This window comes from Cloacibacterium caeni (genome assembly GCF_907163125.1).
Lineage (GTDB): Bacteria > Bacteroidota > Bacteroidia > Flavobacteriales > Weeksellaceae > Cloacibacterium > Cloacibacterium caeni_B.
In genome coordinates, this window is the sequence record NZ_OU015319.1 from 2,345,609 (window position 1) to 2,370,434 (window position 24,826).

Annotated in this window: 21 protein-coding genes, 3 tRNA genes and 1 pseudogene; 15 read left to right on the forward strand and 10 right to left on the reverse strand. The window is 31.2% G+C overall.

The window, feature by feature from the left end; all coding sequences use genetic code 11:
- Window positions 1–60 precede the first annotated feature (60 nt).
- Window positions 61–3,822 (forward strand): YobI family P-loop NTPase, encoded by a 3,762-nt coding sequence (locus tag KKQ79_RS10890; RefSeq protein ID WP_213190162.1) that lies wholly within the window; start codon window positions 61–63, stop codon window positions 3,820–3,822.
- Window positions 3,823–4,085: 263 nt separating this feature from the next.
- Here KKQ79_RS10890 and KKQ79_RS10895 read toward each other — a convergent pair whose 3' ends face one another.
- Together KKQ79_RS10895 and KKQ79_RS10900 are read right to left on the reverse strand one after the other, a co-directional pair.
- Window positions 4,086–5,180, reverse strand: coding sequence for a hypothetical protein (locus KKQ79_RS10895; protein ID WP_213190163.1), 1,095 nt, complete (start codon window positions 5,178–5,180; stop codon window positions 4,086–4,088).
- A 1-nt stretch (window position 5,181) separates the two neighbouring features.
- The gene (locus KKQ79_RS10900; RefSeq protein WP_213190164.1) at window positions 5,182–6,000 is read right to left on the reverse strand and encodes an RNA polymerase sigma factor; all 819 of its coding nucleotides are present in this window, start codon (window positions 5,998–6,000) and stop codon (window positions 5,182–5,184) included.
- 361 nt (window positions 6,001–6,361) lie between these two features.
- Here KKQ79_RS10900 and KKQ79_RS10905 point away from each other — a divergent pair, with 361 nt between their 5' ends.
- On the forward strand, window positions 6,362–6,619 hold the full coding sequence (locus KKQ79_RS10905; protein ID WP_058879007.1) for a helix-turn-helix domain-containing protein: 258 nt from the start codon (window positions 6,362–6,364) through the stop codon (window positions 6,617–6,619).
- Between the two features lie 149 nt (window positions 6,620–6,768).
- Here KKQ79_RS10905 and KKQ79_RS10910 read toward each other — a convergent pair whose 3' ends face one another.
- Entirely contained in the window at window positions 6,769–8,352 is a 1,584-nt protein-coding gene (locus KKQ79_RS10910) for a DUF262 domain-containing protein (protein WP_213190165.1), read from the reverse strand.
- A gap of 256 nt (window positions 8,353–8,608) precedes the next feature.
- Window positions 8,609–9,130, reverse strand: a complete 522-nt coding sequence (locus KKQ79_RS10915) for a hypothetical protein (RefSeq protein WP_213190166.1) — start codon at window positions 9,128–9,130, stop codon at window positions 8,609–8,611.
- 197 nt (window positions 9,131–9,327) lie between these two features.
- Between KKQ79_RS10915 and KKQ79_RS10920 the strand changes: the two genes are divergently transcribed.
- The 5 genes and pseudogenes from KKQ79_RS10920 to KKQ79_RS10935 all read left to right on the forward strand — a co-directional run bounded on the left by KKQ79_RS10920 (window position 9,328) and on the right by KKQ79_RS10935 (window position 12,088).
- Window positions 9,328–9,681, forward strand: coding sequence for a transposase (locus tag KKQ79_RS10920; protein WP_069797492.1), 354 nt, complete (start codon window positions 9,328–9,330; stop codon window positions 9,679–9,681).
- Between the two features lie 20 nt (window positions 9,682–9,701).
- A complete protein-coding gene (locus tag KKQ79_RS13925; protein ID WP_284070063.1) occupies window positions 9,702–9,836 on the forward strand; it encodes a hypothetical protein in 135 nt (44 codons plus the stop codon).
- A 15-nt stretch (window positions 9,837–9,851) separates the two neighbouring features.
- A pseudogene (locus tag KKQ79_RS10925) lies at window positions 9,852–10,226 on the forward strand (helix-turn-helix domain-containing protein); the annotation flags it as partial.
- A complete protein-coding gene (locus KKQ79_RS10930; protein ID WP_213188815.1) occupies window positions 10,223–11,536 on the forward strand; it encodes an IS1380 family transposase in 1,314 nt (437 codons plus the stop codon). The pseudogene KKQ79_RS10925 and the gene KKQ79_RS10930, both read left to right, overlap by 4 nt.
- A 15-nt stretch (window positions 11,537–11,551) precedes the next feature.
- Window positions 11,552–12,088 carry a DDE-type integrase/transposase/recombinase gene (locus KKQ79_RS10935; protein ID WP_284070074.1) on the forward strand — a complete coding sequence of 179 codons (537 nt, stop codon included), beginning with the start codon at window positions 11,552–11,554 and terminating at the stop codon, window positions 12,086–12,088.
- A gap of 40 nt (window positions 12,089–12,128) precedes the next feature.
- Here the strand turns inward: KKQ79_RS10935 and KKQ79_RS10940 are convergent, their stop codons facing one another.
- Window positions 12,129–13,298 carry an ATP-dependent nuclease gene (locus KKQ79_RS10940; protein ID WP_213190168.1) on the reverse strand — a complete coding sequence of 390 codons (1,170 nt, stop codon included), beginning with the start codon at window positions 13,296–13,298 and terminating at the stop codon, window positions 12,129–12,131.
- A gap of 672 nt (window positions 13,299–13,970) precedes the next feature.
- Between KKQ79_RS10940 and KKQ79_RS10945 the strand changes: the two genes are divergently transcribed.
- Both KKQ79_RS10945 and KKQ79_RS10950 read left to right on the forward strand, forming a co-directional pair.
- A complete protein-coding gene (locus tag KKQ79_RS10945) occupies window positions 13,971–14,750 on the forward strand; it encodes a tyrosine-type recombinase/integrase (RefSeq protein ID WP_250131239.1) in 780 nt (259 codons plus the stop codon).
- Window positions 14,747–15,931 carry an IS91 family transposase gene (locus KKQ79_RS10950; RefSeq protein WP_213190169.1) on the forward strand — a complete coding sequence of 395 codons (1,185 nt, stop codon included), beginning with the start codon at window positions 14,747–14,749 and terminating at the stop codon, window positions 15,929–15,931. Before KKQ79_RS10945 ends, KKQ79_RS10950 begins: the two co-directional genes overlap by 4 nt.
- A 247-nt stretch (window positions 15,932–16,178) precedes the next feature.
- On the opposite strand, the gene KKQ79_RS10955 is transcribed toward KKQ79_RS10950, so the two are convergent.
- From KKQ79_RS10955 to KKQ79_RS10975, 5 genes are all read right to left on the reverse strand, one after another.
- Window positions 16,179–17,786 carry a hypothetical protein gene (locus KKQ79_RS10955; RefSeq protein WP_213190170.1) on the reverse strand — a complete coding sequence of 536 codons (1,608 nt, stop codon included), beginning with the start codon at window positions 17,784–17,786 and terminating at the stop codon, window positions 16,179–16,181.
- On the reverse strand, window positions 17,783–18,805 hold the full coding sequence (locus tag KKQ79_RS10960; protein WP_213190171.1) for a hypothetical protein: 1,023 nt from the start codon (window positions 18,803–18,805) through the stop codon (window positions 17,783–17,785). The genes KKQ79_RS10955 and KKQ79_RS10960 overlap by 4 nt, the downstream gene beginning before the upstream one ends.
- A 587-nt stretch (window positions 18,806–19,392) precedes the next feature.
- Window positions 19,393–19,476, reverse strand: a tRNA-Leu gene (locus tag KKQ79_RS10965).
- A 9-nt stretch (window positions 19,477–19,485) separates the two neighbouring features.
- A tRNA-Gly gene (locus tag KKQ79_RS10970) sits at window positions 19,486–19,558 on the reverse strand.
- A 14-nt stretch (window positions 19,559–19,572) separates the two neighbouring features.
- Window positions 19,573–19,654 (reverse strand) — tRNA-Leu (locus tag KKQ79_RS10975).
- Window positions 19,655–19,818: 164 nt separating this feature from the next.
- Between KKQ79_RS10975 and KKQ79_RS10980 the strand changes: the two genes are divergently transcribed.
- The 6 genes from KKQ79_RS10980 (at window position 19,819) to fbaA (ending at window position 24,792) form a co-directional block, all read left to right on the forward strand.
- A complete protein-coding gene (locus KKQ79_RS10980) occupies window positions 19,819–20,199 on the forward strand; it encodes a DUF3127 domain-containing protein (protein WP_213190172.1) in 381 nt (126 codons plus the stop codon).
- 67 nt (window positions 20,200–20,266) lie between these two features.
- Complete coding sequence (gene aat, locus KKQ79_RS10985; RefSeq protein WP_213190173.1) at window positions 20,267–20,929, forward strand: leucyl/phenylalanyl-tRNA--protein transferase; 663 nt, start codon at window positions 20,267–20,269, stop codon at window positions 20,927–20,929.
- A 105-nt stretch (window positions 20,930–21,034) separates the two neighbouring features.
- Window positions 21,035–21,910 (forward strand): DMT family transporter, encoded by an 876-nt coding sequence (locus KKQ79_RS10990; protein WP_213190174.1) that lies wholly within the window; start codon window positions 21,035–21,037, stop codon window positions 21,908–21,910.
- 185 nt (window positions 21,911–22,095) lie between these two features.
- Entirely contained in the window at window positions 22,096–22,749 is a 654-nt protein-coding gene (locus KKQ79_RS10995) for a CBS domain-containing protein (protein WP_069799749.1), read from the forward strand.
- Between the two features lie 30 nt (window positions 22,750–22,779).
- The gene (locus tag KKQ79_RS11000) at window positions 22,780–23,646 is read left to right on the forward strand and encodes an NAD kinase (RefSeq protein ID WP_104793069.1); all 867 of its coding nucleotides are present in this window, start codon (window positions 22,780–22,782) and stop codon (window positions 23,644–23,646) included.
- 75 nt (window positions 23,647–23,721) lie between these two features.
- Window positions 23,722–24,792, forward strand: coding sequence for a class II fructose-bisphosphate aldolase (gene fbaA, locus KKQ79_RS11005; RefSeq protein ID WP_213190175.1), 1,071 nt, complete (start codon window positions 23,722–23,724; stop codon window positions 24,790–24,792).
- Window positions 24,793–24,826: the final 34 nt, after the last annotated feature.

Below are 24,826 nucleotides of genomic sequence, written 5' to 3' on the forward strand. Positions count from 1 at the left end.
AATTAAAGATTTATTAATTAAAGGTAAGGTTTTTGAGAATTTAATACTAAACTATCCAATATGAATTTAAAATTTCTATCTACTTTTTTTAAACGAAAAGAAAATATTGAAGAAGTATCTGTTATTTCTTCGCTTGCTCCAAAAGTATTAATGAATGAAGAAGATTTAAAAAAAGTAGAACCATATTTGGATAAACTGAAAGATACTTTAAATGCTAAAAGTATTAATAATATTGCATTAACAGGTGGATATGGTTCAGGGAAAAGTACAATTTTAAAGACATTCCAATATTGGAATAAGAATGATTATAATTTTTTGAATATCTCTTTAGCAGCATTTAACCAAACTAAAACAAAAGAAAATTTTAAGGAACTATTTGATTTAAAAATTAAGAATGGTAAATCTGAAAAAGAGGCAGAAAAAGAGATAGTAAACGAATTTAAGGAAACCATTATAAATAATGAAGAGTTAGAAAGACAGCTTGAAATTAGTATTTTACAACAAATTGTTTATAAGGTAAAACCGTCTAATCTACCTGAATCTCGTTTTAAAAGAATTGTAAATATTCCTAATTGGAAATTATGGGGACTTATACCATTAAGCTTTACTATTTGGATTATTAGTGTAATTCTTTTGTTTAAATATAATTTTTTAGATTATGTAAATCCTAAGACATGGACATTTAGGGTTAAGGATTTTGAATTAAGCCCAACTATGATTTTTTTATTTTCCTTTATGGGGATAGGGTATTTTTCTAAATTGGTAGTTTCTTTGTTTAGTAATTCCAAAATAAATAAGGTAAATTTAAAAGGAGAAATAGAAATTGGAGACAACTCCAATAAATCTATTTTAAATGAACATTACGATGAAATTCTATATTACTTTGAGAAAAACCCTTTTAATGTAGTTGTAATTGAAGATTTAGACCGATTTGAGAATACAAACATATTTACCAAATTAAGAGAACTTAATATTTTACTAAATAATGCTGATACACTAAAGAATAAAGAAGAATATAAGAAATTTGGAATAAAATTTCTTTATGCCGTTGGAGATGACTTATTCGATGATAAAAAAGAAAGAGTGAAATTCTTTGAATACATAATTCCCGTTATCCCTTTTATTAATTCTACTAATGCAGAGGAACAACTTAAAACTTTAATAAAAGATTCCGATTTAGAAGAGAATGTTTTTAGTAAAGAATTTATATCTGATATTACTACATTTATTGATGATATAGATATGAGGTTATTAATTAATATATTCCATGAATTTGTTATTTATAGAAAGGTATTAAATCCCAATATTTTAAAAGGAAGTGAGGAAGAGTTATTTGCAATGATAACTTATAAAAACATTGAACCTGAGGACTTTAATAAACTTAATAATAAAGAAGGTAAATTGTATAATTTGATTAATAATAAGAAATCTTACATTACAGTATTAGTTAAAGAAAAAAATGATAAAATAGCAAAAAAAACTGTTGAAATTGAAGATATCGAAGAAGAAAACATATCTAATATAAAAGAACTACGACAAATCTATATAAACCAAATTTTAACGAAACTGCCAAACAATGCAATTTATTTTTCAGAAATAAAGATTAATGATTTGAAAGAAGAAGATAAATTTGATGAATTAATTTCTGAAGGTAAAATTAGCTATAGATACCAACACCCACATTACAGTAATTCTCAAAATAATGTTTTAAATTTTGATTTTGATGAAATCGAAAATGAGGTTAATCCTAATTTTACTTTTGAGGATAGAAAATATTTTATAGAAAGTAAACACAATGATAGAATTGAAACCTTACAAAAAGAAATAGAAAAATTAAAGAAAGAAAAAAACGAAATAGAAAATTGGGATTTAACACAAATTTTTAGAGAAGTAGATATTAACCAATATTTAAGTGAGTTTTCCAATAATGGACTATTAAGAAATTTAGTTTTGGAGGGTTATATTAATGAAAACTACAACGATTATATTTCTCTGTTCCACGAAGTTTCTCTTACTGTAGATGATAAAAAGTTTGAAAAGAGTGTTAAGGCTTCTTTTAATGAAAGTTTTGAGTATAAACTTACACATAGTGAAACTATTGCAGACAAATTAGAATTAAAATGGTTTAGTAGAGATTCTATTTTAAATTTTGATTTATTAGATTTTTTAGGTGAGGAATATGATAAATATTCGCAAAAATATAATGCTTTTATTCAATTATTATCGAATGAAAAACAAAGGTCTATTGAATTTATTGATGGGTATATAGAAAGGAAAAAAGTTCTAAATAGATTTATTGAAAAGATTACTATTAAATGGGGTGGTTTTTGGGATTACGTTTTTAATAAAAGTACTTATGATGTTAATAAAAAATATTACATTTTTGAAATAATAATTTTGAATTTGAATTTGGAAAAACTGATTGAAGTCCAAAGCGGAAAATTAATTAAGAAAACAATAGAAGAAAATATAAAATATTTATATAATTATGATAAAAATTATAGTCCCATTTGGTTTGAATCCCAAATTGAGAAATTGTTACCATTATTAAATATTAAAATTTTGAGGTTAGAGCAACCGAATGAAAATAGTAAATATTTGTTTGAGTTGATTTACAAAAAAGGACACTATAAAATTACAAATGAAAATATTTTACTTTTATTGAATGAATTTAGTGAAGAATTTGATAATTTATCTTTTGAAACGACTAATTATTCTGCAATACAGAACTCTAAATGTGAACCTTTGATAAAGTATATCAATGAAGAGATTGATAATTATATAGAAAATGTTTATTTGAAGTTAGAAAATAATGTAATAGAAGATGAAGAAAGTTTGAAACTACTTTTAAATAATGATAAATTAGATTCTAAATTAAAATTGAAAATTATTGAAAAAGTAGAAACTAAAATATCCGATTTAAGTTCTATAAATGATATCGAAGTTAAAAAATATCTGTTAATTGAGAATAAAGTTGTTCCTAAATGGGATAATGTAATAAGTTATTATAAAGAAAGTGAAAATAAGATTGATGATAGTTTGGTTAAATATTTGAATTTTGAAAATGTTAATTCTACATTGTCTAAAAATAAATTAGTTAGAGAGAATAAAGATTTTGAAATAAGTTTAATGCTATGTAATGAACTTACAGATGTAAATTATGATAAGTTTTTAAATAGTTGTTATTTTGGGTGGAATAAACTAAATTTTGAAGATGTAGATTTTAATAAAGTTGTATTTCTCACAAATAAAGTTTTAAATACAACAAAAGATAATTATGACATATTAAGAGAGAATTTTAAAAATAACCACATAAAATTATTAGAGAAAAATTTTACCGAAATTTTAGTAAAATTTGAAGATTTTGAAGCTGATGGAAATGATATTTTATTAATTTTAAAATCTGAAAAGATAAATATTGTTAATAAATTTGATTTTATTACAAAAATTGATGAAACAATAATTGGAAGTAATAAAGAGATTGCGAAAATTATAGGAGAAATTATTTTACAAAAATCTAAAACTATTGATTTAACAATCGATATAAAGAAAATTATATTGAATTCTTTAGTATCTATTGAAAGTAAGGTGAAATTTGTTACTTTGTATAATGAAAGTTTAGGAACTTCCGAATTAATTGAATTGGTGAAAAACATTAGTTGGTCTTATGGTGAGTTATTTAAGAAACAGCATAAACCAACGTTTAAAGCTAATAATTATAATATTGTTCTATTAGGAATACTTAAATCCAAAGGATTAATAAAAAATTTTGATATTGATAAAAAGGATAAAACCTTAATTAGGGCAGTAGCGAATTATTAGAATCATTGAAATATTAATCAAAATAACACTAAGTTTTACTAATTAATTAGGATACTAATTTTACAAAACAGCCCTAAAAATGTAGGGAAATACTTTCTGTATAGGAAAATTTGGAAGGTTTCCCAATATTTATTTCCTTTATCACAATCACTATTTCAGAAAAAAAAGAGACCCACGCCGTTGTATATACTGCTAGAGTATTTAGTGAGTGTTCAAGACCTCACCTTACGGGTGTACAAGCACCCTCGTTAAGCTGCTTGCTGCTATCCTATAATCAATTCAATACCCGCTTTTTCAGCTTTGTATTTTATTTTGGCTTGCAATTCATAATAACTCCAATTGCGAAGCACAAATTTCTGTTCTTTGGCAATCCCAATTTTGTCCTCCTGATTTTTAAGAATAAGAGTCGCTGCCTGTTGCTCAATACAAAAATCAATAAGCTGTTTGCTGTACAAATGAAGCCGATGATTCACATACCTACTTTCAATATTTTTTCTATTGTAAAGAGCCTTTTTTTTGCGTTTCGCCCCTTTTCCAGAACGGGCAGAAGCAATACCATTTTGAATCCTCTTCAGACTAGCCTGTATAGCAAGCCTTCGGTAGAGAAACTCCTCCTTTGTGCCAATATTGATGCGCACATTATTGGCTTTAGCTACAATAGGATGTTCCAGAGACAAAGAAGCTTCAGCAATGATTTCAGGATTTAAAAGATGTTCCTCTTTTTCAAATTCAAATACAGCAAGCCAATAGATTTTCTTGTCTTTCAATTGAATCTGCGAGGTGCAAAGTTTTATTTCATCTTTTAAAAGGCGTTCCATAATCAAACGCTTATCCGTAAAGTCTTTTCCCAAATACGTTTTTACAGGAATGGCAAATGCATTAAAACAAAATGCTTTCGTTTCCTCTTCATATCTCATTTTGCTGATGCATTTAACAGGAAGCGGAATAGGAATATCTTTTCTAAAGTTCCTCAAAGATTTTACACCTCGCCAATAGTCAGATTTTTCTTTTGAAAAAACAGATTGAATGGTATTGTTCAAGCTTCCCAATATATCAGTAGGGATTTCCCCTTTGAATTTATCAAACACCATTCGTGCTGTAGTATTGGTTTTCGAGCGGTTAAACATTCCCATTTCATCTTTATTGATGTCCGCCAACTTGTATTGAATATCTTCCGTAAAATAAAAGAAATCCTTCATCATTTCCTGAACATACAAATGAGAAACAATAAAATTAGCAGCTCTATAACACCGGTTCTGATAGCGATACAGTTTTTCCCACATCGCTTTTTTCTCCTCGCTAGAAACATCTAGGAGCAACTGAATTCTTCGGGTAAGAGTAATTGTCGATTTTTCCATTTCAAAGAAGTGTTTCAGAAGTATTTTTTTTACTTTGTAGAAATTGATACGCAAAAAGAAATTCCCGATGAACATCCTTTTCAGATAAATTGAGTTCTTGAGCAATCACCGAGAAAGAGGCTTTATGCTCAAACCTTCTTTTCAAAATCTCAAGTTGTCGACTGCTGAGTTTATTGGGTTGCTTTTCATGTTCTGAGACTTTTACTTTAGGCTGTTCAAAAGAACTCCCTTTAATAATGTCCCGAAGGTCATTGATGGCTCTGTTCACTTCATTGCTAATATCTTTTACACTGCTTCCCATAGCTTCTGCGATAGGTTTGTACTGGAAGCCATATTCAAGGCAAAGTTCTATGAGGTTTTTCCTTTTAGAATCCAAAACATTTAAAACCTTCTTCACTTCATCTAAATTTTTCTGTTCAGATTCCTGAAGGAGGAGAAGTTCTTTATCTTGAGCAGGGTCGTAACCAGCCAGATAATCCTGATAGTTCTCGTAACGTTCTAAGGAATTAATAAGGCGAGTGAATTTATTTCTTGGAGAACTGTAATAAGTGAGGCAATCTCTTTTTAAAACAAACCTTAAAAACCCCAAAATATGATTGGGTGTTTCAATAGAATCACGTTGCAACCAAAGTTTGAGAAAAACATCCTGAACAAGCGTTTCTACCACAAAATCGTCCTCCACTATTTGTTTTCCTATCCAGAAAAGAAGTCTTTTGTAGCGCAAATAAATATGTTCTAAAGAGTTTGGGTCGCCTTTTTTCAGCAGTTCATAGAGTTGAGCATCTTTCAGTATCCGAGGCAAAGAGTCTGTTCTTTTCATAAGCAGTGTGTTTTAGCTGGAAGGAACTGCTTCGATCATGAAGATGAATTCTTTTGTACCATTCAACACACATACCCACTACATTTTGCCCAATAGAAAAGGCGTGGAACTCAACTTACTGCATTAGAGGTACTGGTATACCCGTGTACGATAAGAGAGCCCACGCCGCGGTCGTGAGCAAATTTACTTATCTTCTCGTACACATAAAATTACCAGTTTTCTAATGCGAGATTCTAAGCAATTGCTTCAATATTTTGATTCTATATGAATAATTGCATTATGTTATTTGCAAATATAGTAAAATTATCAATGTAAACCAAGTGGATTACATAAAAGTTGTTATTTTTTGCAAAATTGCGTTATGGCTAAACTCAACGAAGAAGATATTTTGCTTAAAAATAAAATTGCTGATAGGATTAAGTTTCTAAGAGCTAATACTGGTTTAACGCAATCTGAATTTGCTAAAAAATACGAAATAGATAGGCAAATATTAAACCGTTGGGAAAGTAAAAACAATAAAAGAGGATTGACTATTTATACTATTGCAAAATTTTGCGACCTCCTTGAAATTTCTTTAAAAGATTTTTTCGACTTCGAAGTAAAAGAAGATAAAATTTAGAATTCTTGTCAAAACACTTTCAGAAATTGTAAAGCAAGAAAAATTACTATTAAACAGTTTTTTAAACTTATAAATGAATAGAATACCGACGAAAGTTGGTTTATTTATTTTTCTTGTTTTTTGACATAGATATGTTATGTGTAGGCCGTTTAAATAAAGGTTTTTAAAAATTCAAATAATTTTATCGAACGATTATCAATAAAATCATTAAAATTATTATCAATTAATTTTTGTTCATCAATTAAGGCCGAATTAAGAATATCGATCGAGTCATCAGGCATTTCCTGTTCACGATATTGTGAAGGTTCCTTACAATCGATTTTTTTATTATCTGCACGAGAAATTATGCTAAAATTAGCTAGACAGTTTACTGAATAATCTATATTGTCTTGTTCTAAAGAATTGACAAACGCCTTTGGATAAATGTGATGAAATTCATTTCGATTATAGTCTTTTAAAACGCTTGATAAAGTTATAAGACTTCCTGAAATAAAACTTTTGGGATTGTTTTGAGCCAAAAGCAAAATTAATGACTTCGTACTTACAGAACCCATTGTGAAATCATTAGTTCTAAAAAAATGTTCATTAATATTGAACGCAACATTATTTAAATTTGATGTTGTATAATCAGCTTTAAGTTTAATAATCTCTTCAATATCTTTTTGGATATTTTTGTTTGTTCCAGCGCTATAACGCTTTCCAAAAGAACTTTTCCAAAACCAAGAAATTAATCTCTTGCGTTGTTCATCATTATAGTTAAAATGGTGATTACCTTGATTAGAGAAGAATACAGATAGTGGAATTAAAAAGTGCTCATATGGTAGATTTGCTATTTTTTCAATTTTTAGATTTCGTTTTAAAAAATCAATAGCACCTTTAATTCCATTAGTTACTTCTTGAAATCTTTCTCGGACAGTATTTCCGTTTAATTCAATTAAGTTTTTAGAGCTTGCAGAATGAGTAAGAACAGCAGAGGATATTCTTAAAAGTAAATCCGCATTACCTCCTAACTCTTCGAAACCATATGGTTTTAATTCTTCTTGCAACTCTTCAAATTTATCTTGTAAATCAAATTCTTCACTCCAAGTCCAAGCAGTTAATAATTGTAATGTGTCTAATGGTACTCCCTTTCTATTAATTCTTTCAAACACAATTGCAACTTTAGATTTATCATCTGTCTCTAAAGTTTGATAAGGTATTTTTACCTCTTTAAACACAGCTTGAAGACTATCAATTTTTTCTAAAATAGACTCTTCCAATCTAGATGTTGCCCGTCGATATTTTACTGTATCAAATAAACAGTTTAACGGGAAATGCCTTTCAGGGATTACATCTTCATCTTTTAATGGTACAAATTGTGAGTCTTGAGAATTTTCATCAGCTTCTAAGTCGTAATATATTTTAAAAGGGTTTTCAATACCTTCAATTTCATCAATTTCGGTTTGAAAAACACCAAATATTGATGTAACCCTTTGTTGTCCATCTAGAACATAGTCAATAGGATATTCTTCATCTCGTTCAAAAAGTTGGAATGGTCCAAATTGTTTTTCCGTTTCTAGCTTTTCTCTTGTTCTCCATAATTGTATAGTCCCAAATGGATAGCCTTTGAAAATACTATCCATTAGAAATGCTACAGAATCTGAATCCCAAACAAAACCCCTTTGAAATGCAGGAATTCTTAAGTTCCCTTTACTTACTTGGTTTAAAATATCTCTTATAGAAAAATCACTCATTGTTTAAGGTTTGTTTGGGTTGGTTTACACATAACGACTCGGCGACTTTGCGAGGTTTTCACAGGAAGCATTACTTCCATGGGGAAATTTTGCAAAAATACTTTTTGAGTTAGCTCAGCGTTCGTTTTTTTTGTTTTGTAAAGTTAATAAAAAAACAATCTGTTTTTTGTAAAATATTTTGTCGATAAAAAAGCTCCCGAAGCTACTGTTCAACAGGAGTTTTATTGTTGGCTTTGCAAGCCCAACGAAACTCTAGCTAGCAGCCAGCATTTGCATTTACTTCTTTAATAAATTGTTTAATCTTAATGTTATCAAAAATTTCTTGTTGTGATTCTTTATCATATTCTAGAAGATTACAAATGTTTTTACATAATAATAGTTTGATTTCAAGTGTTTCAAAATCTATTTGATAGCTTTTGTCTGTGTTTCTTAATTTACACATTTCATTCAAGAATTTCAGAATAGGTGTTTTCTCATATATAGGTAAAGATTTTTTAGTCCTATCTTCTGATTTAATAATCGAAAAACTCCTTTTACGAATTATTTTGTTAGCAGCATCAACCACAATGTTTATAGGAATAAAATCTTCTATTTCTATGTCATTTGGGTAAGTACCATCGTATTTGGAAATATATTTATTTACGATTTTAATATTTGAAAAATTACTCTTCTTTTTTTGACTATCTAGAGATGCAAATTCTGATCTTCCAGCAGAATCTTTATCATAAAGCACAACAACAACTGGTTTTTTCTGCATATCTGAACAATAATCATTCATAAATTGTAAATAGCCTGAAAATTTATTTACACCACCAGCTGATAGGATATTTGGTATAGGAAAACCATATAATTTGTAAATTTGATTTAGATAATCTTTATCTTCTTGTCCCTCTACTGTAAATCGTCAGCAAAAAGTGGACACTTTATATTATAAAAATTAAGGAGTGTTTTCAAAAAAAAGAATTACATTTAATTATGGAAACACCTAAGAAAAAAAGTACTGAAAAATTCGTAAAAGACATTCGTAAAAATACACGAAGGATTTTTACAGCCGAGCAAAAAATTCTCATTGTAATGGAAGGACTTCGTGCAGAGACCTCTGTTGTAGAATTATGTAGAAAACACAACATTGCTCAATCGCAATTCTACGCATGGAACAAAGAGTTTATGGAAGCTGGAAAGAAACGTCTCAACGGAGATGTTGTCCGTGAAGCCACCAGTGATGAAGTTTCTAACTTGAGGAAAGAGAATACCCGATTGAAGGAGATGGTAGCAGATTTGGTTCTACGCTATGACATCGTAAAAAAAAGCTTAGACATGCTGGACTAATCCATAAATACCGAAAATATATGAGACTGACAGCAGGCGAAAAATACGAAATTATTCAAACGGTCACCACAAGTGAGATTGGAGTAAAACGAACCTTAGAAAGCTTTGGGATTGCGAGAAGTACGTTTTACAAATGGTATCAAAAGTATTTATAAAACGGCTACGAAGGCTTAGAAACGACCGAAAGAACCTCCAAAAGACAATGGAACAGCATACCTGAAGAACAAAAAGATTTGGTAGTAGAAATAGCATTGGAACATACTGAACTTTCCTCAAGAGAACTGGCACACAAAATTACCGATGAGCAAGGTGTTTTCATCTCAGAATCCAGTGTTTACAGGATTTTAAAGCAACGGGATTTAATCCCGGCACCAAATCATTTTCTTCTTTCAGCAGCAAATGAATTTAAAGACAAGACCGAATTCGTGCATCAAATGTGGCAAACTGATTTTACTTATTTCAACCCAAATTCCGCAATAGAAAAAAAAGAGTATTTTAGTATTCTAATATCCAACTGCGTAGCAGTAGAAAAAAATAAGCGATGAAATTCGAGCTATCCTTTACCAATAAAGAGATTACGCCTTGGGGAGGCATGGTGTTTTTAAAGCAAATGTTGGACAAAATCGGCTTTAGAGAGCAAATTGAAAAATGCGAATCTTTACCTGTGTCACTTTCCAATAATTCTTATAAAAAAGAAGTTTTGCTTGAATCTTTTATTACGAGTATTTGGTGTGGTGCCAATCGTTTTTTGCACACAGAAATTACCCGTGCAGATAAGGCTCTTGGGGAAATATTTGACTGGCGAAAGACCCCTGCTCAGGACGCATATAAACGCTATTTTGGCAAGTTTACACAACACATCAACCAGCAAGTTGGGCATTATTTTTTCAGTTGGTTTTTTCAGAATTTGAACCTCAATTATTTTACGTTAGACATTGATTCATCTGTAATTACTCGATACGGAGAGCAAGAGGGAGCAAAAAAAGGCTACAATCCTAAGAAAAAAGGAAGAAACAGCCATCATCCTATCATTGCATTTGTGAACGATGTAAAGATGGTCGCTAATTTTTGGCTCAGGAGCGGCAATACTTCTTCGGCAAATAATTTTGTAGGATTTTTAGAAGAAACACTCTTAAATTTTGGGGATAAGAAAGTAGGATTAGTTCGTTTGGATAGTGGTTTTTTCCAGAAAGACATTATGGATTATCTTGAATTAAAAACACTCCAATACATCATCGCTGCAAAATTTACTCACCCCATTCAACACTTGATAGACCAGCAAGATTTTTGGATAAAAGTTGATGAGGGCATCGAAATTTGCGACAAATATTATCAAGCAAAAAACTGGGAAAAGCCAAGAAGGATAGTCATTGTAAGGCAAAAAATAGCACAACGGCCGAATGCGGCAGGCCGAATATTAAGCCTGTTTCCGGAAGATGAAATCCATAGAAATTATCGCTATTCAGCCTATATTACCAACCAAGAACAATCGGCAACAGATGTTTGGAGAACGTACCGAAACAGAGGCGATGCAGAGAATCGAATCAAGGAATTAAAGGCAGATTTTGGAGCCGAAAGTTTTAACCTTAAAGGCTTTTTCCCTACAGAAGCTGCACTTATATTTTCGATGATTGCTTATAATCTGATGTCAATTTTCAGACTGTTTGTTCTTCAGGAAAAAACGCAGAAAACATTATCTACACTACGATATAGAACCTTTGCTATTGGAGCTTATTTTGAAAAAGTAGGTGACACACTCAAACTGAAGATTGCACTCACCAAAAAACGCAGAAAATGGTTCGTCGGAATTTGGGATTACCCCATAGACTTATCTCAAAAAATTTCAACTGCGTGATTTGGGTTCAAAGTTATAGGTTGGGGCTGGTACTATCTGAGCACCATTTTGGATGATTATAGTCGCTATATTATCCACTGGGAAATCTGCGATTCGATGAAAGCAGAAGACGTGAAAAGAACTGTGAATACCGCAATTGAAAAAGCAAAATTGAAGTCTAAAGCCAAACCAAAATTACTTTCAGACAATGGTTCTTGCTATGTGTCAAACGAACTCAAAGCCTATCTTAAAGATGATTTGAAGATGAAACAGGTACATGGGAAACCTATGCACCCACAAACCCAAGGGAAAATTGAAAGATACCATAGAACGATGAAAAATGTGGTAAAACTGAATCATTTTTACCATCCAGAAGAACTTATCGAAGCTTTAAAGAAATTCGTGGAAAACTACAATAATAAACGATATCACGAATCTTTGGAAAACCTTACGCCAGCGGATGTGTACTTCGGAAGATCTGAACAGATTTTGGAAAAAAGAAGACAAATAAAATCGGATTCTATCCGTAAAAGAAGACAATTGTATTTTCAACAAAAATTAATAAATTTATAACCTAAAATACTCCTTAAGGATTTATTCCAAAATGTCTAAGTTAGTTTGAAGACATACATCCCTCTACTAAAATATTAAATGGCATAACTTCCCAATTATCATTTTTCTTTAAGCCGAAATTATCTTTTATTCTTTCTGCTTTTTCATATTCTTGACCTTCGAATATTTTAGTATCAAGTTTATAGTAGATTGAATTGTTTTTTCTCTTAAAAGGTTTCGCTTCTTTAATACTTTCAAATAAATAAGTATTAGTTAAATTGTTTACATTTATAAAGAATTGAGAATGAGTTGTTATTAAAATTTGAGAGGAAATAGATTCTTCAACAAAATTTTTATAAAGGTTTTTTTGTAAACCAGCTTGTAAAAAAGCTTCTGGTTCATCAATAGCCCAAATTACATCTTTATTGGTTTTCTTATTTACATATTTAATAAGTGATAACAGAATTGATCTTTGAATTCCACTTCCTTTTGTCTCTAATGGATGTTGATTTGTATCAAATAATGTAAATGTAATCATATTTGATATAGCTTCCCTTAGATAATTATATTCTGGAAAATTAATTTTTAATTTCCAACTCTTAACATCAAGCGAGTCAATGTCATCAAGTAAATCAATAAGTAATTTTGTTAATTCAGATTCTATTTTGTCTACAACATTTTTTGAATGATTAATAAAATCATCCAACTTATCTAGAGATTCTTTTTGTTGCTTACCACGCCTTCTATCTAAACTTAGTGGTAAAATTTCATCATTGACTATTTCAGAGATCAATTTAGGAATATCTACATTACTTGCTTCAATAAAAAATAATTTAAACTTATTAGTAAGAAATTTTAATATTTCACTTTCATTGATATTGTTGTTATTGAAATTACCAGAGATAGTAATTTTTTTTACACCTTTAGTTTCAGTAAATTCTTGCTTAATGTGATAAGATAAACCAGTTTCAATTTCTTTGATCTTTGCAAATAATGTAGTTTTATAACCAGAACCTCTTGTAGCTTCAGCTATATGATAGGGTATATCTCTTTGTGGTTCAAAATTTTCTTCAAATGGATTAAAGAAAAGATATAGAGCTCTTAGGAAATTAGTTTTCCCAATATTGTTTACACCACATATGACTAATAAATTATCTTCTTTTGGTTGTATTTTTAGTTTTAAAATAGACCTAAAATTTCGAATTTCAAATTCAGTTATTTTATATTTCATTAAACGATATTTTGGTAATACTTGCAGGTAACGACTTGGTGGCTTAGCGTAGTTTTTATAGGAAGCATTGCTTCCATGGGAAAATTTTGCAAAAATGCTTTTTGAGTTATCACAGCGTTCGTTTTTTTTGTAAAGTTAATAAAAAATCAATCTGTTTCACAAAAAAAAAGACCTTTCTAGAAGTCTCTTCAATATTTTTAAAAATTTTTTACGATAAACCCATAATGCTTAAAAAGGCTACCAAAGTTTCTCCCCCTACCGCAAGCGTCTCGCTCGTGCTTACAATAAATAAAAGATGAGCAGTAGAAAATTAATGAAATTTGGTAATGTGGACACGAGCATGATGCTCGCGCCAGCAAAGGGTTGAATTTTATCTTTTTTAATGATTATTTTCTAAAAAGTGGAGTTGTGCAACAGCTACTGCTGTTGAACTAAACCTTCGGTAGCTTTACCCTTGCGCATATTTTAGTTACTTTGTAAAGATAATTAAAAAATCACTAGAATGGCAACAAAAAAAAGAGTTTAGAAGCGCTTAGAGAAAACAAACTCATCAATCAGGCAAAGCGCGAAGTTCCAGGTTTTACAGAACTTTTAGGTCGATTTGAACGTACCGTTTCGGTGCTTGGAAGAAGCCAAAGTACGTTCAACAATTACTCTAGACACGTCGCGTCGGTGTCGCTTCATTTCGGGAAAATTCCTACAGAATTGGATTCAGATCAAATTCATGATTACCTTTTTTACCTTCAGAAAAAATCAAAATCACCTTCACAGTCGTATTTTAAACATACCGTTTACGGACTTCGATTTCTACTGAAATCAGAAGGTTTGAGCTATGATTTTTTGAATCTTCCAGAAATTAAAAGAGAGAAAAAACTGCCTGTAGTTCTTAGTAAACAAGAGGTTTGGCAAATGCTTTCAGGATGTAAACTTCTGAAACATAAAATTTTAATCGGGATTCTTTACGGCTGCGGATTGCGCTGTATGGAAGTCAGAAATCTCCGTTTATGCGACTTAGATTTTGATCGAAAACAGTTGAAAGTGGTTCAGGGAAAAGGTAAAAAAGACCGTTATTTGCCACTTTCGGAGCATTTGATTCGGGGACTCAAAAAGTATATCGAAGCTGAAAAACCAGAAGATTATCTCTTTGGAATGCCACGAGAAGGAAGAGCGGGAGGTGAATTCGATTCCAGAAATTCGCAACGGGGCGTTCAATGGGCGGTAAAACAGGCATCAAAAACGGCAAAAATATTGAAAGAAGTGAGTGTTCATACGCTTCGTCACAGTTTTGCGACGCATCTTCTGGAAGATGGGATGGATATTTTGAGCATCAAAAATCTCTTGGGTCACGAAAGTATTGACACGACGTTGATTTACCTTCAAATTGCCCAGCTTTCCACCCACAAACTCTTTTCACCGCTCGATACCCTTTTTTCAGAATTTGGGAAGAAATGAGAGGTTTTAAAACCATAAAAAAACAGCCAACTCAATCTCAATCTCAACCTCAATACGAAGTCGCCGATGTTTTAAACAAATTAGGTTCAAAATTGGAAGATTTAGGACTTAATTCTTGGCAATTAAGAACACTTTCAGCGTTGAAAAAGTGCCGTACTTCGGCTTTGGGTGGTCATATTGACGCTTGCGACGAATGCGGAAATATCAGCATCAGCTACAACTCCTGCCGAAACCGTCATTGCCCAAAATGTCAGGGCAGAAAGCGTGAAAAATGGATTGAGAATCGGGAAAACGAACTACTTCCTGTACCTTATTTTCACGTGGTTTTCACTATTCCTGATACTTTAAATTCATTAGTATTGCAACAACCAAAAATGCTGTACGATATTTTATTTGAATCGGCTTGGGAAACGCTTCAAACGTTTGGCAAAAACAAAAATCTCCAAATGGGAATGATTGCTGTTTTGCACACTTGGGGGCAGAATTTGAGTCTTCATCCGCATTTGCACTGCATTGTTCCAGGTGGTGGAGTGGATGAAAACGGAGCTTGGAAAAACATCAGAAATAACGGTAAATTTTTGTTTCCTGTAAAGGCTTTGAGCAAGGTTTTTAGAGCTAAATTTTGTGAGAAACTGAAAGCTAATTTAAAGGATAAATTCAATGAAAATCAAGAAAATGAATACGAAAAAAACAGACAAAGTCTGTGGGAAAAACCTTGGGTAATTTACGCCAAAAAGCCATTTGGAAGCCCAAAATCTGTGGTGGAATATTTGGGCAGATACACCCACAAAATCGCCATCAGCAATGGTAGAATTAGGGGAATTGATGATAAAACAGTAACGTTCGATTACAAAGATTACCGTCAAAAAGGCATCAAAAAGCAGATGGTTTTAAGCCATGAAGAGTTTATCCGAAGGTTTGCGATGCATATTTTGCCCAAAAGATTTGTAAAAATCCGTCATTATGGTTTTTTGAGCAGCACTTGGAAACGAATTAAGCTTAAAAATCTGCAACAAAAATTAGGCATCCAATCGAAAGAAAAACCTTTACCCAAGCCATTTCAACCGAAATGCAGTTGTTGTAAAACAGGGAATTTAGTCACCATTGCAATGTTTGATTTGAGGGGACCACCACAATGGTTTTTGGAGATGAACCAAAGCCAGCCAACGCCTAAAAAATAGATTTTTGGGTAAGGGAAATTATGTCCCAACGTGAAGGAAAACACGATAAAACCGACAAAGTTCGCCAAAAACGAATTCCTAAAAAAAAGAGAACGTCCTGTTCTCTTGAAATATCTTCTAAAAACTTTACGATAAACCCATAGTGTTTGAAAAAACTGTTAAAAGCTCCCGAAGGTTCCGCTCAACAGGGTTTTCATCTCGTGTCCTTCGGACAAGACGAAAACTTAGTTATTATCGGCAGTTATTGTTATATTGTTATTGGGAATTTCTCTAATATCTTTAAAAAGTCCTCAAGATGTTTTTCCTGTAATAATTTACTATCTACCAATTTGGAATAGTCGAGTGTGTTTACTTCTTTAAACGACAAATACTTATCAGTGGAATATTCTTCTCTTTTTAGTGTTGATGTTAAAATTACTTGTTTGTTTAATTTCACAAACTCTTCAATCATTTTTTCTTCTTTTGCAGTAGATAACTCTCCTTCTCTAAAAGAATCTATGATAATTGGGTAATTGTGTGTCAAAATATTATTTAATGCAACGATTTTACAAAAATAAAATTCTTGTTCTTCACTACCTGAAAATGTTTCGTTAGACTTAGTGAAAAGCCCATTAACTGTCATCGTTCCATTAGGATCAATAATTCTATATAACCGAGTAATTTCAGCTATAATTTTCTCTATTAATTCTTGCTGTTTGAGTTTATTCTGTTCAACACCGTTATTTATTGCTTTTATTTGATTATCAATTTCTATTAATTCGCTTCTTAAGACTGCAACTGAATTATCAATTTGACTTGAATCTCGAATCTCCGACTCGAATAAGACATAATTACTGAAGTCAGGACTAGGCGTTTCTAAAAGCTTATTAATTTCAATTTGTTCCCTTTCTATAATTTGGTCTAATTCCTTTATTACTTCTTCTTTTAATTTTATGTTTTCTTTGATTGAAGCAATTATACTATTTCTGACATATTGGTTACTTACGTCAAATTCGAAATCATCATTTGTAAATGTAATATTAGAACTACCACAATCAGAGCATTTTACTTTTCCTTCCTTTAGATTTCTATTTAAAGAAATTAACTCACTAATAAGAAAATCTAGTTTGATTTTTCTGTTTTCTTCTCTGTTGCGTTGTTTACGTAATTCTGTGATTGAGTTATGTAATTCCTTTAATCGATTCTTAATACGTTCAAAATCTTCATTATTAGCCAAACTGCTGACATAGTTAGCTATTTTGGGATTCTTTTTAAGAATTTGAATTTTTTTTCTTTCAATTTTTATTTTTTCTTCTAATTCTGCTTTGTTTGTCTTCAAGTCTTCGATATCAAGGTTCTCGTCGAAAACGATATTCGAAATTCCTTGAAGCGAGAATATCATATTTAAAAAGTCTACCTTGTTATTAAAAGACTTTACGATTATGTTTGAGGTGTTTCTTTTATCTTGACCTAAAAAGAATAATTCATAAAATAGACTTAAATCAGAAATTTTCAATTGTCCATCTTTAGGAATATATGGTATTTCATTTACCTCTTTTGAAATGAAGTATTTAAATTCTGCAATACTATTAAATATGTAGTTTTGATTGTTCCCAATAACAATAATCGAATTATTGTGTCTAAGAAACTCGTAATCTATATCATTAAATGAGATTTTAGAATAGAAATAGTATTGTTTTGGGTTAAATCCTACTGGCCAAATAGAATCATATCCAATGGAATAAACAATACTTTGCATAAGAATTGTTTTACCCTTATTGTTGTCATCACTAAAGATTATGTTCGTTTTATTCTGAAACCTTTCTTCAATGAAAGCTTCTGAACTATTTCCTATTGCAATTTTCTTTATTATCATTTGAAGCCTTCTATTATTAATGCGATTAGATATTTGATAGTCATTTCTTTTAAATAGTTATATTTTGGAGTATATGAATTGAATTTAGTTGTATAAATATGTTCAACATCATCTGAAAATGTTGTATCTAAATAATCTATAATTGTTTCACAAACTCTCCAAAATTCTTTGTTACTTGTCTTGTTGAATAGACATCTTGTTAGATTAGAGTTACATTCTTGAATTAGATCCTCTCTGTCATCACGAGACAAGTTTTTAACGTAGTCAAAAAATCCAAAAGGAATACTTTTATAGTTAAAAATTTCTACGCCAATTATACGACAAATAACAAATGTTTCAATATCAAGAATTTTTAAATGCCGATTGAAATTTATGACATCTAAAACGTTGGAAATTGTTTCATTTTCAATTAACGAATTTTTTTTGGAAGATTGAATGTCTCTTAATTCTTTAAAAACCGTTGAATAAAAGTCATCCGTTTTTAGAGATTTGTTTTTGAACTTAGTTATTAGCTTTAGATATTCTTGTTCTGTAGTATCATCTTCTACGATTAAAACATTATCTAAGAATTTTGTAATTTCATAAGTGTAATCCTTAATTTTTCCTTTTACTCGTTGAATCTCTTCAATTAATCCGTTTTTTATTCTCTCTTTTGTTTTTGTCTCGAAATTATCAAATCCATACACCTTTAAAGATTTGTCAATTTTGTAATCATCTTTTAGTTGACGAGTGAAAAAAATAAACTCTTTAAAATTCAACTTTGAGATTGAATTATCGAATAGAGTGAAAAAATATTGTCCAATTTTTTTGGGATTAAGATTTCCTTCATTTTTAGATTGAATATCCCAAATATTTTGTCCTTTTTTATCTATTCCACTAACATCATTGAAACAATCAAAAGTGATATATTCAATTTCTTTTTTACTACTACTTTTTCCAATTAGATACAACAATGATTTTGTTTCAAAAACTGATGCTTTTTCATTATTTATTTCAGTATTCTTAAAAGTGTAACTCATTGTTTAGTGATGGTTTTGTAGTTTCGCGATATAATTGCCGCTAACGACTCGGCGGCTTTGCGAAGTTTTCACAGGAAGCTTTGCTTCCTGTGAAAACTTCGCAAAAGCACATTATAGGTTGTAATCCGATAACTATTGCTGCAAATTTTAATTGTAGATGTAATTGTTTATAGATTTTGAGTCTCCGTTTATTTGTTTTATACAAATGTAATAAAATCAATGTATTAGAAAATACAGTTTTCTGTTTTTTTTATCAAAAATTATATGCATTAAAGAATCTCTAAATTTTCTTTTATTAAGAGTCTGTCAAAAGAAAAGAAATTAGAAATTTTAAAGTAATTATTGATATAATTAAGATGAGATATATTAAATAACTTGTATCGTTATTTTAGAACTATACAGAACAGCTTTTCCAATATCTCGTTCAATAATCAGTGATTATTTTTGATTTTAGAAAAATAGATGTTCTTGCAGTGTAGTTATAAGATTATGGTTCTATAAAATAGTAAAGAATTAAAGTGTTCCCCCTTTTGTTCCCCCTTTAAAATAAAAAACGCTGAAAATCAAATGATTAACAGCGTTTTTTGTACCCCAGACGGGACTTGAACCCGTACGTCCTTGCGGACACAGGATTTTAAGTCCTGCGTGTCTACCAGTTCCACCACCAGGGCAAAATGGAGAGCGAAAAACGGGATTCGAACCCGCGACCCCAACCTTGGCAAGGTTGTGCTCTACCAGCTGAGCTATTTTCGCATTTCTATTTCGTGTGCGGATGAAGGGACTCGAACCCCCACGCCTCTCGGCACCAGATCCTAAGTCTGGCGTGGCTACCAATTACACCACATCCGCTAGTATTTAAAGAACTTTGTTCGTTTTTTGTGAGTGCAAATATAGAAACTTTTTCCTAATGTTCACAACTTTTTTTTGAAAATTTTTATTTTTTTAAAAAAAAACTTAGAAATTAGATTTTTCTTTCTCTTTTTATTACTTTTACAACTTTAAGATTAATAGATATGGAATTACAAGGAACGGTTAAGAAAATATTTGATACCCAGACTTTTGCAAGTGGTTTTCAAAAAAGAGAAATGGTTTTATTGACTCAGGAACAATATCCTCAGCCTATTTCAATAGAATTTTTATCAGATAAAATTAATTTATTAGATAATGTTTCTGAAGGCGAAACTGTAAAATTAGGAATCAATATTAGAGGTAGAGAGTGGACTAACCCACAAGGTGAAGTAAAATATTTCAACTCTATTACGGCTTGGAGATTAGAAAAAGTAGCAGATAACGGTGCACAACCTACTTATGCTGCTCCATCTGCAACGGCTACTCCAGCTACAACAAACGAAAATCCTTTCGCAGACGAAGGTGATGACGATTTACCTTTCTAAAACAATAGAAATTTTATACATTTGAAATCCTACTTTAACAAGTGGGATTTCGTTTTTAAAATAAGATATGTTTCTACTAGATTCCGAAGAAATTGCTTTTCCAGACCCTGCTTTGTATGATTTTGACGGAGGATTATTGGCAATGGGCGGAGATTTATCTCCAGAAAGAATCTGGTTTGCTTATCAGAACGGGATTTTTCCGTGGTTTAATCCTGAAGATGATATTTTGTGGTGGTGTCCCGATCCTAGATTCGTATTATTTCCAGAAGATTTGAAAATTTCTAAATCCATGAAGAAAATTCTGCGAGAAGGAAAATTTACTTTTACCGAAAACAAATGTTTCGAAGAAGTGATGAAAAACTGCCAAGCCGCAGAAAGAAAAGGACAAGACGGAACATGGATTACCGATGAAATGATAAAAGCTTATAGCAATCTGCATCGTTTTGGGAAAGCCAAAAGCATAGAAGTTTGGGAAAATGATGAATTGGTGGGAGGTTTATATGGAGTAGATTTAGGTCATGTCTTCTGTGGAGAAAGTATGTTTGCCAAAGTGAGCAATGCAAGTAAAGCGGGTTTTATTTATTTTGTAGAAAAATACAAAAATCAGTATGAGCTGATTGATTGCCAAGTTCACACAGAACATTTAGCTTCTTTAGGTGCTAAAGAAATTCCTAAAAGGGAGTTTCTAAAAATTTTAAAACAAAATTTCTCAGACGAGAACGTAAAATGATAAAGAAATTGCGCCCCGAGTTGAGCGGAGCTCTTTTTAAAATTAACAAATTTTAAAAAAGCGAGAGCGGAACGAGGAAATTGGCGCCCAAAAAATAAAAAAAATATGAACCCTGAAAAAGAAAAATGGATTTTATTAATATTGCTCTCTTTGATTTGGGGCTCTTCTTTTATTTTGATAAAAAAATCGCTGGAACACTTTAATCCATATCAAGTAGGAGCGCTTAGAGTTCTTATTTCTGGGGTTTTACTCTCGCCGATTGCTTTATTGAACATCAAAAAATTTCCTAAATCACATCTAAAATGGCTCATTATTGCAGCACTTTGTGGAAATTTTATTCCTATGTTCTTATTTCCTATTGCGGAAACCAAAGTCAGCAGCAGTATTGCAGGAATTATCAATTCTACGATGCCGCTTTTTGTGATTATCGTAGGTGCAGCATTTTGGAAAACCAAAACCACTCCTCGACAAATTTTGGGAATTGTCATCAGTTTTTTTGGAGTGATTTTATTGATGAATTCGGGACATGATAATAATACAGAACTCTTATTTTACATAGGATTATTGCTTTTTGCTGCTTTCTTGTACGCTGTAAGCGTGACTACAGTTGGCGCAAAACTCACGCATATTCCCGCGAAACTCTTGTCCTCATTTGTCTTTTTCTACGTCTTGTTTTTACCGTCTTTATTGGCTTTATATTTCTCAAATTTCTTCCACGAGTTTTCTTTTACAAGAGAAAACATGATAGGATTAGGATTTGTAGCGACTTTATCCATCTTCGGAACTGGATTGGCTATGATGTTACAATATCGATTAATGAGTGTTTCTAATCCGCTATTTGCGTCTACCGTAACTTTATTAATGCCAATTGTAGCGGTAGCTTGGGGAATAATAGACGGAGAAAGTTTTACTTTTTTACAAGGAATAGGCGGTGCAATTATTCTGGGAGGATTAATTTTTCTAAGAAAGAAAAAAAGCTAGCATTTTTACATAAAAAAACTGCATAACCCCTTAGGAAGCAATGCAGTTTGAAATAAATCTAATAAAAAGTAAAAATGAAAGGTGACAAAGATAAAATTTTTTTTCAATAAAATTCAAAAATGTTTGAAAATTTTTTATGATTTCCGTCATTTAGCTGATTGATAAGAATTAATTACCTTTGCAACATGTTAATTTCTGAATACATATCCAAAGATTTTCCCGCTTTTGAAGTTGATTCATCTGCAGAAGAAGCATTAGAAATAGCCTCAGAATTTGGTTTCACCCATGTTTTTGTGCAAAAAAACAATCTTTTTTTGGGAGGAATCTGCAAAGAATTTTTGGAAGAAAATCCAGATAAAAATTTAGAAGAACTCCTTATTCACATCGAACGTTTTGCCATTTTAGAAGGCGGAACCGTATTAGATACTGTAAAATTATTCTATACTTTTAATGCTAATATTATTCCTATTATCAATAAAAATGAAGAATATCTAGGATACATTGCTTACGATGATGTTTTTAATGAACTGTCGAAATATCCTTTATTTTCTGAAAACGGAGCGGTTTTAACGGTAGAAACCAACTTAAAATCGTTTTCGATGACCGAAATTGCCAAAATTGTAGAAAGCAACAATTCTAAATTTTACGGAGCGTTCATCAGTCATGTAAATGATGATGTAATACAAGTTACCATGAAAATTAATCATGATAATTTAAGCTCCATAGACGAAACCTTCGACCGATTTGGTTATCACGTAGTTCATAAATTTTATAACGACGAAAAAGAAGAACTCATCAAAGACCGATATCAATATTTTCAAAAATATTTAGAATTTTAATGTATTTTTGAGTTTATAAAAAGATTTATTTTGAAAGCTGCCATTTATTCACAGAAAAAAGACTTAGATACATTTTTATACTTAAGTAAGTTTATATCAGAACTTAACAAAAGAGGTGTAAAAGCTATTATATATGAACAGCTCTTCAAAGATTTAGAATTTTCTAAAGAATTCTCCACTTTTTCTAACTACGAAGATGTAAAACAAGAAAAAATAGATTTTTTCTTCAGTTTTGGTGGAGACGGAACCATTCTAAATGCCTTAAATTTTATCAAAGAATTAGAAATTCCTATCATCGGTGTAAACACGGGTAGATTAGGGTTTTTGGCAAGTTTTTCTAAAGAAGAAATCTTCAGTCACATAGACGAAATCATCACCAAAGAAATGAATTTGAGCAAAAGAAGCGTTTTGCACGTTACTTCTTCTGGTACTCCTATTGATTTCCCTTATGCACTAAATGATTTGAGCGTTTCTAGAAACGAAACCACTTCTATGATTACCATAGAAACGCACATTAATGAGCAATTTCTTACGTATTATTGGGGAGATGGTTTAATTATTTCTACACCTACTGGTTCTACAGCGTACTCACTGAGTTGTGGTGGCCCTATTATTTCACCAGGAAACGGAATTCTTTCGCTTACGCCAATTGCGCCTCACAACCTTAACGTGAGACCAATTGTTTTAAGAGACGATATAGAAATTACCTTAAAAGTTGAAAGCAGAGTGCCACAATATTCTCTTTCTCTAGATTCTAGACTCTATCACATGAAAAATGATGATGTGATTACGGTAAAAAAAGCCGACTTCCAACTGATCTTAATGCACCCAAAAGACTTGAGCTTTTTCAAAACTTTAAGGCAGAAATTGCTGTGGGGCAAAGACAAAAGAAATTAGTATTAATAGCATAAAATTCACTAAATTTACATTTCGAAATTTACATTTAACAATCAATAATAAAACAAAAGAAAAATGAGCAGAAAATTTCCGGCAGGTGTTGCCACAGGTTCATTAGTATCAGAAATTTTTGCACACGCAAAAGAAAATAATTACGCACTTCCTGCAGTAAACGTAGTAGGTTCTAGCAACATAAACGCTACTATGGAAACAGCAGTTAAATTAAACGCTCCAGTAATTATTCAGTTTTCAAACGGAGGAGCTGCATTTAACGCAGGAAAAAGCCTTAGTACTGAAAATCAAAAATCTGCAATCCTAGGAGGAATTGCAGGAGCTAGACATATTCATACCCTTGCAGAAGCTTATGGAGCTACCGTAATTCTTCACACAGACCACTGTGCTAAAAAATTACTTCCTTGGATTGATGGGTTATTAGACGCAAGCGAAGAGCACTACAAAGCTTTTGGTAAGTCATTGTTCTCTTCTCACATGCTAGATTTATCAGAAGAACCAATTGAAGAAAATTTAGACATTTCTACTAAATATTTCGAAAGAATGGCTAAAATGGGCATGACTCTAGAAATAGAATTAGGTGTAACTGGTGGCGAAGAAGATGGTGTAGATAACTCAGATGTAGATTCTTCTAAATTGTACACTCAGCCAGACGAAGTAGCATATGCTTATGAAAGATTAAAAGCGATTTCTCCAGAATTTACTATTGCTGCAGCTTTTGGTAACGTTCACGGTGTTTACAAACCAGGAAACGTGAAATTAACTCCGAAAATCTTAGACAATTCTCAAAAATATGTACAAGAAAAATTCGGAACTTCTGAAAAACCAGTAAATTTCGTATTCCACGGTGGTTCTGGTTCTACATTAGAAGAAATTAGAGAAGCGATTTCTTATGGTGTTATCAAAATGAATATCGATACAGACCTTCAGTTTGCTTACACAGAAGGAATTAGAGATTACATGAATTCTAACATCGAATATTTAAGAACTCAAATTGGTAATCCAGAAGGTGAAGAAAAACCAAACAAAAAATTCTATGACCCAAGAGTTTGGATTAGAAAAGGAGAAGAAACTTTCGTAAATAGATTGGTAAAAGCCTTTGAAGATTTAAATAACGTAAATACATTAGGCTAAAATCAAAGATTTCACTAAATTCGAAACCTCAATT

Excerpts from the sequence above, each read along its gene's own strand:
- KKQ79_RS10890 (WP_213190162.1), top strand. The coding sequence starts at position 61 with ATGAATTTAAAATTTCTATCTACTTTTTTTAAACGAAAAGAAAATATT.
- KKQ79_RS10895 (WP_213190163.1), bottom strand. The coding sequence starts at position 5,180 with ATGGAAAAATCGACAATTACTCTTACCCGAAGAATTCAGTTGCTCCTA.
- KKQ79_RS10900 (WP_213190164.1), bottom strand. The coding sequence starts at position 6,000 with ATGAAAAGAACAGACTCTTTGCCTCGGATACTGAAAGATGCTCAACTC.
- KKQ79_RS10905 (WP_058879007.1), top strand. The coding sequence starts at position 6,362 with ATGGCTAAACTCAACGAAGAAGATATTTTGCTTAAAAATAAAATTGCT.
- KKQ79_RS10910 (WP_213190165.1), bottom strand. The coding sequence starts at position 8,352 with ATGAGTGATTTTTCTATAAGAGATATTTTAAACCAAGTAAGTAAAGGG.
- KKQ79_RS10915 (WP_213190166.1), bottom strand. The coding sequence starts at position 9,130 with ATGAATGATTATTGTTCAGATATGCAGAAAAAACCAGTTGTTGTTGTG.
- KKQ79_RS10920 (WP_069797492.1), top strand. The coding sequence starts at position 9,328 with ATGGAAACACCTAAGAAAAAAAGTACTGAAAAATTCGTAAAAGACATT.
- KKQ79_RS13925 (WP_284070063.1), top strand. The coding sequence starts at position 9,702 with ATGAGACTGACAGCAGGCGAAAAATACGAAATTATTCAAACGGTCACC.
- KKQ79_RS10930 (WP_213188815.1), top strand. The coding sequence starts at position 10,223 with ATGAAATTCGAGCTATCCTTTACCAATAAAGAGATTACGCCTTGGGGA.
- KKQ79_RS10940 (WP_213190168.1), bottom strand. The coding sequence starts at position 13,298 with ATGAAATATAAAATAACTGAATTTGAAATTCGAAATTTTAGGTCTATT.
- KKQ79_RS10950 (WP_213190169.1), top strand. The coding sequence starts at position 14,747 with ATGAGAGGTTTTAAAACCATAAAAAAACAGCCAACTCAATCTCAATCT.
- KKQ79_RS10955 (WP_213190170.1), bottom strand. The coding sequence starts at position 17,786 with ATGATAATAAAGAAAATTGCAATAGGAAATAGTTCAGAAGCTTTCATT.
- KKQ79_RS10960 (WP_213190171.1), bottom strand. The coding sequence starts at position 18,805 with ATGAGTTACACTTTTAAGAATACTGAAATAAATAATGAAAAAGCATCA.
- KKQ79_RS10980 (WP_213190172.1), top strand. The coding sequence starts at position 19,819 with ATGGAATTACAAGGAACGGTTAAGAAAATATTTGATACCCAGACTTTT.
- aat (WP_213190173.1), top strand. The coding sequence starts at position 20,267 with ATGTTTCTACTAGATTCCGAAGAAATTGCTTTTCCAGACCCTGCTTTG.
- KKQ79_RS10990 (WP_213190174.1), top strand. The coding sequence starts at position 21,035 with ATGAACCCTGAAAAAGAAAAATGGATTTTATTAATATTGCTCTCTTTG.
- KKQ79_RS10995 (WP_069799749.1), top strand. The coding sequence starts at position 22,096 with ATGTTAATTTCTGAATACATATCCAAAGATTTTCCCGCTTTTGAAGTT.
- fbaA (WP_213190175.1), top strand. The coding sequence starts at position 23,722 with ATGAGCAGAAAATTTCCGGCAGGTGTTGCCACAGGTTCATTAGTATCA.